Genomic DNA, 11,299 nt, shown 5'->3' on the forward strand with positions numbered 1-11,299 from the left:
TCGTCCGTCCTCGGGGAAGGGCCGTCGCGCGAGCGGTCGGTCGGTCAGTCGGTCGTGAGCAGTGGTGCCTTCGGGTCTCAGGGGCAGGGCGCGGTGCCGGCGGGTGTGGGGACGCGGGGCTCCGCCGTGCCTGCGGTGTGCCGGTCGGGGTGGTCGAAGTGGTCCTGCCGTACGGCGATGTAGACGGCCGCGGCGGTGGCCGCCAACGTCCCGCCGGGCCCGTCCGGCCCGTCCGGCCCGTCCGTGTGCAGCTCGGCGGTCGCGTAGGCCTTCCTGCCGTGTACGGCGGTGCACGTGGCGCGCAGTCGCAGCGGGCGGCCGAGCGGGACCGGGGCGAGGAACTGGATCTCCAGGCGGCCGGTGACGTTAGGGCGGTTCAGTACGTGCCACACGGCGAGGCTCGTGGCCTCGTCGAGTACGGCGGCCACGATGCCGCCGTGGGCGATGCCGGTCGCACCCTGGTGCACGTCGTCGAGAGTCACGAGGGCGGTGATGCCCTGCTCGTCGGTGTCGGTGACGCGCAGGCCGAGTCCGGACGGAACACCGGGTCCGCAGGCGAAGCAGGACGCGTGGTCCGGGGTGTGGGGCAGCCTGACGCGAGCCTGCCCCGCCGTCACGGGCGAGGCGGGGACGCGGGCGTGCGGGGGCGGTGTGGTGCGCTCGGAGGCCGCGGGCGCGCCGGTCACCGTGGCTCCCCGGTGGCCACCGCGCCTTCGGGCAAGGACACCGCGCTCTCGGGCAAGGGCGCCCCGCCCTCGGGCAAGGCCGCCCCGCCCTCGGGCAAGGACACCGTGCCCCCGTCGGAAGTCGCCGTCTCCTCCGACGCCTTGCGTGACCGCTCCAGTGCCGCGACCAACGGCCCGGCGAGCACCGCGCACAGCGCGAACGCCCCGGCGAGCAGCAGCCAGCCCGTGCCCCGCAGTGTGATCAGCGCCGTGACCAGGAGCGGGCCGAGGATGCCCTGCACGGTGACGCCCAGGTTGAACACCGAGAGGTACTCGGCGCGCCGCCCCTCGGGGGCGTGGTCGACCGGCAGGGCCCAGCCCGCGATGGCCTGCCACAGTTCGCCCGCCGTCAGGGCGAGCACGGCGAGAGTCAGGAGGACCACGGCACCGACAGGGCCGGGCTCCGAGCTGAGGGCGAACAGCACACAGGTGGCCGCCAGGGCGACACCCGCGTAGTAGAGGACGCGGCGGCTGCGGCCGGGCGTGTCGGCGCCCCGGCTGAACCGCACCTGGAGACCGATCACCAGCGCGCTGTTCAGGACGAAGAGCAGCGGGACCGTCACGACCGGCGCCTCGGTGTTCTCGACGATCCACAGCGGCAGGCCGACGTTGAGCACCGTGCTGTGCAGTACGAGGACGCCGTTGATCCCGGTCACCGCGAGGAAGCGGCGGTCGCCTAGGCCCTTGGGCAGCTCCGGGCGCAGGCGGCGACGGGCGCCGGTGGGCCGCGCGGCCGTCCGTACGGTCGCCCGCAGCTTGACCCCGCGCAGGAGGAGCGCCGCCACGACGTAGGACGCGGCGTTGGCGACGAGCAGCGCCTGGAACGCCCAGCGGGTGTCGGTGGCCATCAGCGGTACGGCGAGCAGCGAGCCCGCCGCGTAACCGATGTTGCGCACGGTGCGGATGCGGGCCATCGCGTTGACCTGGCCGCTGCCCCGCATCAGGTCGGCGACGACGGCCTGGATCATCGGGGGCGCGGAGCACTCGGCCATGACCATCAGCGAGCAGACGACGGCGAAGGCGAGCGGGCCGTCGACGAAAGCGAGCGCGGTGAAGGTGACCGCGAGCCAGAGTTGCAGCCCGGTCAGGACGCGTTTGGCGCCGAGCCGGTCGGCGAGCAGGCCGACGGGGACGGTCGCGAGGAACCCGGCGCACCCGGCGATGGTCATGCCGAGGCCGAGCTGGGCCGGGGAGAGGCCGACCATGCGGACGAAGTAGACGGCGCTGCCGGCCAGGTAGAGGCCGGTGCCCAGGGAGTCGAGGAGGGAGACGAGGACGAAGACGCGCAGCGGACCGGCCAGGGACGGGTCGGGCTTGGCGTCCTCCTTCTCGCTCTCCTTCTTGCTCTCCTTCTTGCTCTCCTTCGGGTTCTCCTTCGCGTTCTTCTTCGGGTTCTTCGCGGAGGCGGATTCGGCGCTCACGACAGGTAGAAGCCCTTCGTCTCGGCGGCACGCAGCGCCTCGTAGTCGCGCCGCACGTCGTCGTGGTGGTCGCCCACGAGGTAGACGAAGCCGGGCGACGAGGCCAGGTCCACCGTGGCGGGCACCGGCTTGCCGGGTCCGATGCGGCTGACCAGGCCCTGGAAGGTGGGCAGTTGGGTCAGCGTGTCGCGCCAGGTGTCGGTGGTGGCCGTGCCCGCGCGGTCGCTGATGAGGGACACCCACCGGGTGGGCTTGGCCCAGCGCACGGTGGTGTCGTCGAACGCGGCGAACGCGGCGTGGTCGACGAGGGTGTCGGTGAGCAGGCTGACGTGGGAGACGCCCGACTGCTCCTCGGCGACGTGCGGCAGGATGCCGCCGATGAGCCGCGCACCGGTCTCCAGGAGCACCGGGCCGCGCTCGGTGATGCGCAGTTCGCTGTGTCCGGCCGCGTTGCGGATGCCGAGGGCGGTCAGGACGTCCTTGACGTACGCGGAGATCTGGACGGCGACCGGGTCGTCGGCCTGGAGGGGCTCCTCGTAGTCGTAGACGAACGCCCCGTTGCCCTGCGGCAGCCGGGTGGAGCGCCACACTTCGGCGATCTTGTGTTCGCCGTCGAGCGAGGCGGAGTCGGCGTGGTACTCGGGGCCGTCCAGGTACTCCTGGACGAGCGCCGTGTGGTTGGGCGTGCCGAAGAAGTCGGTGTCGGCGAGCACCCTGCGGCAGGCGGCGGTGACCTGCTCCGCGGTGTGGCAGACCCAGACGTTGTCGCTGCCCGCGCTGGCACGCGGCTTGACGACCACCGGGCGGCCCCCGCGGTCGTGGAACCAGGCGAGGCCCTCCTCGGCGGTGGCGACCTCGGTGTCCTCGACGGCGGTGATTCCGGCGGCCCTGAGCGCCTTGGCCATGGCGGCCTTGTCGCGCCGCGCCTCGGCCGTCTCGGGTGCGTTGCCGGGCAGGCCGAGCAGGTGGTTGAGCTCGTCGGCGAGCAGGACGCCGGACTCGGTGCCCGCCACGACACGGTCGACGCCCGCCTCCGCGAGGGCGGCCGCCGCGTGCGACGAGCGGGCGAACCAGCCGAAGTCCTCCCGGTAGGCGGTGGCGTCGAAGGCGCGGGCGTACACCGCGGGCGGGTGTTCCTGGCTGCGCAGGTGGAGGCAGTCGGCGCCGCGCCCGGTCAGTTCCCCGACCAGGAAACGGGCGGTCGAATAGCCGTCTACGATGGCGATCTTCATGGGGGGTCCTTCGTCGGGGCGGGCTTCGGAGCTTCGGATCTTCAGGGCTTCAGGGCTTCACGGCTTCAGGGCTTCGAAGAAGGGCGGGCCGTACGGGGCGCGCGGCCCGGTTGCCGGTCAGCCGATGCGGACCGTGACGGTCTTGGGGCGCTGGTACTCGTGCAGGGCGAGGACGCTCAGGTCGGTGCCCTGGCCGGAGGCGCCGCGCCCGCCGTGCGGGAGTTCGGCGGTCTGCACCAGGTGGCAGTTGACCCATGCCTCGCCGGCGTCGAGCCGCCCCGCCAGGTCGAGCGCGTGCCCGAGGTCCTTGGTCCAGACGCTGGCTGCGAGCGCCTGGGGCACCGAGTGCGCGATGTCCAGGGCGTGTTCGATGTCGCGGGCGCTCTGCACGGTGAGCAGCGGCCCGAAGACCTCCTCGGTGAGGGCGGGGCTGTCGTCGGGCAGGTCGGCGAGGACGCGGGCGCCGCGCCAGTAGCCGTTCTCCTCGCCGGGCCCGGTGGCCAGCGGCGCGGTCACGTCGCGGTGCGCACCGGCGGCGGCCACGATGCGGTCGTAGCGCGCCGCCTGGTCCGCGTTGTTGAGCGGCCCGAAGTCGCGTCCGGCGAGTCGCTCGGACATGGCCTCGCCGAGCGCCTGCACCGTGTCGCGGTAGTTCTCCTCCAGGGTGATCACCCGGGCGGGCACCGCGCAGCTCTGGCCCGCGTTGTACGTGCAGGCAGCGGCGAGGTCGGCGTAGGTGTGTCCGGGCGCGTCGGGCAGCACGATGACCGGGCTGTTGCCGCCCAGTTCGAGGCTGACGCGGCGGATGCCGGCCCGTGTCTGGACGTCGGCGCCCGCGGCGTTGCTGCCGGTGAAGGCGATCATGTCGACGTCGCTGTCCACGAGGAGACGCCCGGTGTGCCGGTCCCCCGTGACGACGGCAAGGACGTCGGGGCCGAGCGCGTCGGCGGCGTGGGAGGCGAGCAGGTCGAGCGAGTCGGGCGTCGACTCGGCGGGCTTGACGAGGACGGTGTTGCCCGCGGCGAGCGCGGGTGCGCAGCGCCAGGCGGCCATCATCAGCGGGTAGTTCCACGGCACGACGGCGGCGACGACGCCGATCGGCTCCCAGCGCACCCAGCTCTCGTGGCCCGCCTTGAGCCCGCCGGCCGCGGGCGCGGTGGCGGTGCGTGCCGCCCAGGCGTAGAAGCGCAGCAGGTCGGCGGCCTCGCCGATCTCCTGCATGACTTCGGCGCGGGGCTTTCCGGTCCCGGCCTGTTCGCGGGCCGTGTACTGGTCGGCGTTCTCCTCGATGAGGTCGGCGAGCCGGTCGAGGCGGTAGGCCCGTTCGCGTGGCGTGTGCGCGGCCCAGCGGCCGGTGGCCTTGCGGGCGGCGTCCACCGCCCGGGCGATGTCGTGTTCGCGGCCGTTGGGGCTCTCGCCGCGTACGTGTCCGGTGCGCGGGTCGATGAGCTGGATGGGCGTGGCGGTCGTCGGCGCTGCGGTGGTCGGCGCGGCCGTCATCGTTGCGGCCGTCATCGGGATTCCCGTGCCGCGCAGTCCTTGCACGGGCAGTGGTGGCAGCTCTCGTCGTGCAGCCGCTTGGGGGCGATGGCGCTGATGTCGCAGATGAGGCAGGTCAGGTCGCCGTCGGGGGCGACGACCTCCTCGTAGGGCACGGGCGCCATGCGGTCCTCGGCGTCGATGTGCTTGTGCGGGGAGCCGACGGCGACGATCACATGGTCGGTGATGGCGCCGACGGCGTGCGGCACCTCGCCCTCGACCAGGTAGATCTGACCGGCGTGGGTGGGGTAGACGCGGCCGTCGTACGTGATGGTGCCCTCGCCGCCGACGACGATGAGGATGTGGTGGCCGGGGTGGGTGTGCGGCAGGAAGCCGTGGCCCGCCGGGAGCCGGATGACGTCGGCGCCGACCGCTCCGTTGGAGACCAGGGCCTGACCGGTGGCGGCGGAGCCGTGGACGTGCACGGGGCGCAGGCCGTGGTCGATGTGCAGGTCGGTGGCGTCCTCGGTGACCTGGCTCATGGCCCAGTCGACGATGTTCAGCGTGGACTGGCCGGGGGCGGCGATACGGGTCGTCTCCTCGCCGGTGGTCGTCGTGGCCCGCACATCGGTGCCGGTGGTCTCGGTGGTGACGGTTTCGGTGGTGAGGGTCTCGGTGGTGACGGTTTCGGTGGCGGTGGCCATGCCGGCTCCTTGAGGTGTGAGGGGGGAGAGGGATGCGGGGTACGGAGGAGACGCCCGGTGCGGGACGCGGGGCGCCGACGGGGAAGGCTCAGCGGGCGGGGCGGGACGCCCACACGACGCCGCCCAGGTCGTACGGTCCGGCGCGCAGGGCGGAGAAGCCGGGCCGGTGGAGCCCGGCGGACTCCATGAGCGCGAGCCACTCCCAGCGGGTGCGGAAGCCGCCGCGGTCCCACCAGCCGTCGAAGAGGCCGAAGAGGAAGTCCAGTGCCCAGGGGGCGCCTTCGCCGGTGGTGGGGCTCGATCCCTCGGCGAGCACGAGCCGTCCGCCGGGGACGAGCAGGTCGTGCAGCCGGCGCAGGGTGGCCGGTTTGTCGGCGACGCAGTGCACGACGTTGGTGGCCACGATCGTGTCGAACGTGCCGAGGCCCGCCGGGGGTTCGCGGTCGAGGTCGAGGACGGCGCCGGTGCCGGGCCAGCGGCCGCGTGCGACGAGTTCGGGCAGCCGGTCGGACCAGACGAACTCGCCGTCGACGCGGTGGGCGATCCGCTCGGTGGTGTTGCCCACGCCGGAGCCGACTTCGAGGACGCGCCCGGCGAGCAGCCCGGCGGCCTCCAGGGTGCGGGACGCGAGGTCGGGGTAGCTGCCCATCGGCCACTCGGTCATGAGCCTTCGCCACAGGCCGCGGTGGCGCTGCATCAGCTCCTCGCCGGTGGCCGTGCCCGCGGCGAACTCGGGCCAGCCGGAGACGAGGGCGTCCAGGGAGTCGTGCGCCGCGCTGCGGGGTGTGCCCGCCACCGGCGCCGCGTCGGGGAAGGCCGCGACGAGGGCGAGGGCCTGCTGACGGACGTGGCCTGCCTGAGCGGTGGCCGGGCGGTGCGGGCTGTCGACGAGGGCGCGGGCCGCGGTGACGGCGTATCCGACGAGGTCTTCGTAGCGGGGGCCGCTGTCGCGCAGGGCGGCCAGGCGGCGGCCCATCAGCGAGCGGCGCGGCTTGCCGGTCTCGGTGGTCGCGAATCCCCCGCCGTCGACCGCGAGGGGGCGCGGGAAGCCACCGTCGTAGACCGCGCGGAGGCGTGCGGCGTCGGCGCCCTCGGCGACCAGGCCGAAGTCCTGTCCGAGGGCGGGTTCGGTGACGGCGACGGCGGCGAAAGGTGTGTCGAGGCCGCGTGCGCGCCAGCGCTGTTCGATCTCGACGGGGTGGTACTTCTCGCCGCCCCGGTTGACCCGGTCGTCGCGGCGGCCGTTCAGGACCAGGAAGCCGTCGCGCAGTTCGCCCATGTCGCCGGTGCGCAGCCAGCCGTCGTCGGTGAGCGCGCGGGCGGTGGCGTCGGGGTCGGCCCAGTAGCCGTCCATGCGGTCGGGGGTGCGCAGCCACACCTCGCCGTCCTCCAGGCGCAGTTCGGTGCCGGGCAGCGGCAGTCCGACGGGCGGCCGGTGGTCGACGTACTGCTCGCGGAAGTCCGCGCTGTCCAGGCTCGGCATGACGAAGCTGAAGTTGACGGCTTCGGTCAGGCCGTAGCCCTGGCGCAGGCGCGGCCCGTACCGGTCGTGGAAGCGGCGGGCCAGGTCGCCGGTGAGCGGGGCGGCGGCGGTGATGAGGTAGTCGAGGCCGTCGGGCCAGGGCGGGTTCGCCTCGACGAGGTCGTGAAGCAGTGCGGGGGCGATGGAGGCGGTGCGGGCGCCCGCGGCGTCGAGTTCCTTGAAGTAGCGGAACGCGTCGAACGGGTGGGAGAGCACCAGCGGCGTTCCGGTGGCGTGGGCGCCGGTCAGCGACATGACGATGGCGTTGCAGTGGAACAGCGGCAGGCAGGTGCCGTGCGGCCGGTCGGGGCCGAAGCGGTGCAGCTCGGCGGTCTTGAGGGCGTTGCCGAGCAGGGCGTCCCGGCCGATCTTGACGCCCTTGGGGCGGCCGGTGGAGCCCGAGGTGAACATGATGTACGCCAGGCCTTCGGCCTCCGGGTGGCCGGGGTCTCCGGGCAGGGCGCGGGCCTGTGCGGTGGGCCCGTCGAGGACGGCGGAGGCGGCGACCCTGGTGGCGAGCTCGGCGAGTTCCGCGTCGGTGGCGCGCGGTGAGAGCGGCACGCACACCAGGTGCCGTTCGAAGCAGGTGGTCAGCACATCGGCGAGGCGCTGACCGCTGGGACATCGGACCACTACCCGGGCGCCCGCGGGGAGTCCGGCAAGGAGGTGGGGCCAGTCGGTCATGGAGAGGTACCTTCCGCGGGGCTGGTCACGGGCCGGTGCCTGCTCAGGAGGCGTTGGCGAACGGCAGGGGCGCGGCGCCGACCGGCGTGGAGGGGCGGCAGCGCAGCCAGCCGGGCAGCTGCTCGGCGAGGAACTCCTGGTAGTCCTGGGTGATGCCGGGTCCGCTGCCCGCCTGGAAGCGCGGCTGCTCGTTCAGTTCGCGGTCGCCGACCACGCAGTACAGCGGCTGCCATTCGCGCCTCAGGCGGCCGATGCGGGCGCCGATCGGACGCTTGAACTCCAGGTCGACCGCGGTGCGTACGCCGTCGATCCACAGCGGCCCCGCCAGCTCGTAGGCGCGGCCCACGTGCTTCTCGGCAAGGGGCAGGAACACCACCTGGTTCCAGGCCAGTTCCGCGGGGATGACCTGCGGTCCGAGGCCGGCCAGGCCGCGGCCGATGACCAGCGGAAGAAGGCGTGAGCCGCCCATGGCGACGCAGGCGTGGATGAGGCTGGGGTGTTCCCCGGTGTCCGTGCGGATGTTGAAGCGGGGCGCGTTGACCTCGTCGAGCTGGAGGTTCTGGAGCATCACGAGGTCGTAGCCCGACGAGACGAGGATGCCGGTCTTCTGCGCGTAGTACTTGGGGTGCGCGGCGAGGCGGCGTACGACGGTGATGCCGCCCGCGGCCTTGGCGCACTGCCGGTGGAAGTCGTCGGTGTCGTGGCTGGTGCCCGCGACGGAGTCCAGGACGTGGACGTAGTCGTGCTGGAACCAGTAGGCGGTGGCGTCCGCGGCCTGCTGGAGCGCGTGCAGATAGCGCTCGGCGACATCGTCGGGGTGGCACCAGATGTGCACGTCGGGCACGTTGAACTGGCGGCGGCGCTGGATGTTGGTCTCGCCGGACTTGAAGCGGCGGAACACCGGCTGCGGGCTGTACATCGCGTACGGCAGCCTGGCGCGCTGAAGCACGGAGTCCTTGAGCCAGGCGAAGAGGTTGGGGTCGGCCGCGTAGGCGAGCTTGAGCTTGCCGTCGCCCTCCGCGAGCTCGAACATCCGGGACTGCTCGGCGTACTGGCTGGTCAGTTCGCGCATCGGCTCGGAGGAGCCGTCGAACACCAGCGGAAAGTGCACGGTGTTGATCTCAAGACCCGCGAGGTGCTGTGCGTTGAAGGCCTCGACGCCCGCTTCGAGGACCGCGCCGCGCGGCAGGGTCGTGAGGAAGCCGCGCGGTGTGCCGCGGCGGCTGACGAGTTGCAGGGTCTCGGCGGTGCGCATGACGTCGTCGCGTGCGCAGCGGTGCTCGGGGTCCCCCTCGGCGAGCATGCGCAGCGCCGAGTTGTCGGGGTCGATGGCACCGAGGGCGGCGGGGTAGTCGGCCTCCGATCCCCGCCAGAGGACGTTTCCTGAGCCGTCGAGTATCTGGACGTCCACTACCTGGCCCATGAATCTCCCTCCGGGGTCCATCGCTGCGAGAGTTCGCCGTGACGGGACGAGAAACTAGGAGGGCCTTCGAAGTGCGTCAACGAATTGCTGCCAGCTGTGCAGCCGAACTCAAGTGGGATTCCAGCGGATTGGGGCAGACGGCTTCGGGAGCGGTGCGCACCGCCTTGAGCTGCGATGATGGTGATCTTCGCGGGGCGCCGGATTATTTTTCGGCAGGGGAGTTCACCTATGGCCAGTGGTATATGAATTAGCAGCCCCTGCCCGATCCAGAAGCGCTGGAATTCCCCTTGAGGGGCCGCCCCTTGCGATTGCCCCCGCCGCCGCGGCACTCATAACGTGGGTGCCCGTCACTGTGCGGAGCAGGAAGGTACGCAGCCATGACCGTCGCGCTCGATCCCACCTCCCAAGGCGCCCGCTTGCCGGCAACCGCCCCTTCGGGAGCCACCACCACGGGTACTGGTGTGCGCAATCTGCCGATCCGGCTCGCCGGCATCGTCGGGGACACCGACTCCTTCTTCGGCGAGGTGTGGGGCATCAGGCCCGCGTCCTTCCACTGCCGCGCGCTTCCCGACACGGCCACACAGGCCGATCTCTGGAAGCGCGACCCGGCCGCTCAGGAGCGTTTCGCGGGCGGCGAGAGCGTCCGCTTCGACGGTCCCGGCGAGTGGCTTCCCGGCATCGCGGACCTCCTCACCGCGCTGTGCGAGGACCTCGGCGCCGCCGACGCCCAGGCAGCCCTGGTGCTGAGCCCCGCGGGCACCCTCGCTCCGCGTCCGGCCGCCGCGGGCGACCACACGTTCGTGCTCCAGCTGGACGGAAGCAGCAGCTGGGACCTTGCCTACGGGCGGGTGCCGGTGACCATCACGCTGCACCGTACGAGCGCCGTCTATCTGCCGCCGAGCCACGCCTGCCCCTCGGTCGTCGGCGAGGAGGACTCGCTTCAGCTGGTCCTCACCGTCCAGGAGACCGACAAGCGCAAGGTCGCCGAGCACGCCATCGCCGCCTTCCTCCAGGCGGCCGCGGAGAAGCCGGTGCCGGGCATCCACCCGGCGGTCGCCGACGAGAAGGTGGCGTGGCTGCGCACCGAGCTCGCCGGGCTCATGGAGGGTCAGGACATCAGCGCGATCGTGCGCCGGGCGCTCGGCGGGGAGCCGACGGCCTGAACGGCGGTCCGTGACCGCTCAGTTCACCTGCGCAGTACCGAAGAAGCCCGCGCAGTACCGAAGACACCTGCTCAGCACCGAAGACACCGTGACCGGGCCGCTCCTCACCAGGAGCGGCCCGTACCGGATCACACGACAAGCTGAGGTGCGGCCAGCCGCGACACGGCCTCCCGTACCGCCTCGTTCACCGCTTCGGGCCGCTCCTGGTGCGGCATGTGGCCCGCGCCCTCGATGAGCCGGAAGGTGCCCTGCGGGGCGAGACCGGCCAGGACCCGCGACACCTCGCAGGGGATCGAGGCGTCCAGGGCGCCGTGCAGGAACAGCACCGGAACATCGAGTTCACGGATCCGCTCGCGCGGGTCGTACGAGGCGCCGTCGGCGAACAGTTCGTCGACGTGCTCGCTGGACTCCAGAATCTGCCGCAGCGTCGAGGCGACGAGCTCCGGGGACGCCGCCGGGCTGTACCACGTGGGCACCCACTCGGCGAACTGCGCGGCCCGGTCGGTGGCGGCGGCGACCTCCACGAGCTTGTCGCCCAGCGCGACGGCCGGCCAGTAGCCGGGGCCGTCGATCGAGATGATCCCGCCGATGCGGCCCGGCGCGGCGAGCGCCGCCTCGATCGCGAACACCGCGCCGACCGAACTGCCCACCACGACGGGCCGGTCCAGGTCCAGCGCGTCGATCACGGCGAGGACGTCCGCGGTGTTGCCCGCGATGGTGTTACCCACGACGGGCCGGTCCGAGCGACCGCAGCCGCGCGAGTCGACGGCGACGATCCGGTGGTCCCTCGACAGGTCCGCGAGCTGTGCGTCCCAGACCCGGCCGCTGGTGCCGGTGCCGTGCAGCAGCACCAGCGCGGGGCCCTGGCCGCGGTCCTCGACGTAGAGACGGATCCCGTTGGCATCGACGTACGGCATGGTGCGCTCCCCATAGCTTTCTTCTCTAA

The 11,299-nt window shown here is 72.6% G+C and carries 9 protein-coding genes; 1 reads left to right on the forward strand and 8 read right to left on the reverse strand.

Features of this window, described 5'->3' with window-relative positions; all coding sequences use genetic code 11:
- Positions 1-77 precede the first annotated feature (77 nt).
- From ABZ906_RS36920 to ABZ906_RS36950, 7 genes are all read right to left on the reverse strand, one after another.
- Positions 78-686: a PaaI family thioesterase gene (locus ABZ906_RS36920; RefSeq protein WP_361390235.1), complete on the reverse strand. Its 609-nt coding sequence runs from the start codon at positions 684-686 to the stop codon at positions 78-80.
- A complete protein-coding gene (locus ABZ906_RS36925; RefSeq protein ID WP_361390237.1) occupies positions 683-2,146 on the reverse strand; it encodes an MFS transporter in 1,464 nt (487 codons plus the stop codon). The genes ABZ906_RS36920 and ABZ906_RS36925 overlap by 4 nt, the downstream gene beginning before the upstream one ends.
- On the reverse strand, positions 2,143-3,378 hold the full coding sequence (locus ABZ906_RS36930) for an ATP-grasp domain-containing protein (protein ID WP_361390239.1): 1,236 nt from the start codon (positions 3,376-3,378) through the stop codon (positions 2,143-2,145). The genes ABZ906_RS36925 and ABZ906_RS36930 overlap by 4 nt, the downstream gene beginning before the upstream one ends.
- Before the next feature lie 117 nt (positions 3,379-3,495).
- Positions 3,496-4,893, reverse strand: coding sequence for an aldehyde dehydrogenase family protein (locus ABZ906_RS36935; protein WP_361390241.1), 1,398 nt, complete (start codon positions 4,891-4,893; stop codon positions 3,496-3,498).
- Complete coding sequence (locus ABZ906_RS36940; protein WP_361390243.1) at positions 4,890-5,561, reverse strand: cupin domain-containing protein; 672 nt, start codon at positions 5,559-5,561, stop codon at positions 4,890-4,892. Before ABZ906_RS36940 ends, ABZ906_RS36935 begins: the two co-directional genes overlap by 4 nt.
- A gap of 88 nt (positions 5,562-5,649) precedes the next feature.
- Positions 5,650-7,767, reverse strand: a complete 2,118-nt coding sequence (locus tag ABZ906_RS36945) for an AMP-binding protein (RefSeq protein ID WP_361390245.1) — start codon at positions 7,765-7,767, stop codon at positions 5,650-5,652.
- A gap of 43 nt (positions 7,768-7,810) precedes the next feature.
- Complete coding sequence (locus tag ABZ906_RS36950) at positions 7,811-9,190, reverse strand: aminoacyl--tRNA ligase-related protein (RefSeq protein ID WP_361390247.1); 1,380 nt, start codon at positions 9,188-9,190, stop codon at positions 7,811-7,813.
- A 377-nt stretch (positions 9,191-9,567) separates the two neighbouring features.
- On the opposite strand from ABZ906_RS36950, the gene ABZ906_RS36955 reads away from it, so the two are divergent.
- On the forward strand, positions 9,568-10,353 hold the full coding sequence (locus tag ABZ906_RS36955) for a hypothetical protein (protein WP_361197363.1): 786 nt from the start codon (positions 9,568-9,570) through the stop codon (positions 10,351-10,353).
- Between the two features lie 128 nt (positions 10,354-10,481).
- On the opposite strand, the gene ABZ906_RS36960 is transcribed toward ABZ906_RS36955, so the two are convergent.
- Positions 10,482-11,270, reverse strand: coding sequence for an alpha/beta hydrolase (locus ABZ906_RS36960; protein ID WP_361197366.1), 789 nt, complete (start codon positions 11,268-11,270; stop codon positions 10,482-10,484).
- Between the last annotated feature and the right edge of the window lie 29 nt (positions 11,271-11,299).

Origin of the sequence: Streptomyces sp. NPDC046925 (assembly GCF_040644915.1) — a bacterium.
Lineage (GTDB): Bacteria > Actinomycetota > Actinomycetes > Streptomycetales > Streptomycetaceae > Streptomyces.

Bases quoted from the DNA above. Each gene is read 5' to 3' on its own strand.
- ABZ906_RS36930 (WP_361390239.1), bottom strand. From the start codon at position 3,378: ATGAAGATCGCCATCGTAGACGGCTATTCGACCGCCCGTTTCCTGGTC.
- ABZ906_RS36935 (WP_361390241.1), bottom strand. From the start codon at position 4,893: ATGACGGCCGCAACGATGACGGCCGCGCCGACCACCGCAGCGCCGACG.
- ABZ906_RS36940 (WP_361390243.1), bottom strand. From the start codon at position 5,561: ATGGCCACCGCCACCGAAACCGTCACCACCGAGACCCTCACCACCGAA.
- ABZ906_RS36945 (WP_361390245.1), bottom strand. From the start codon at position 7,767: ATGACCGACTGGCCCCACCTCCTTGCCGGACTCCCCGCGGGCGCCCGG.
- ABZ906_RS36950 (WP_361390247.1), bottom strand. From the start codon at position 9,190: ATGGGCCAGGTAGTGGACGTCCAGATACTCGACGGCTCAGGAAACGTC.
- ABZ906_RS36955 (WP_361197363.1), top strand. From the start codon at position 9,568: ATGACCGTCGCGCTCGATCCCACCTCCCAAGGCGCCCGCTTGCCGGCA.
- ABZ906_RS36960 (WP_361197366.1), bottom strand. From the start codon at position 11,270: ATGCCGTACGTCGATGCCAACGGGATCCGTCTCTACGTCGAGGACCGC.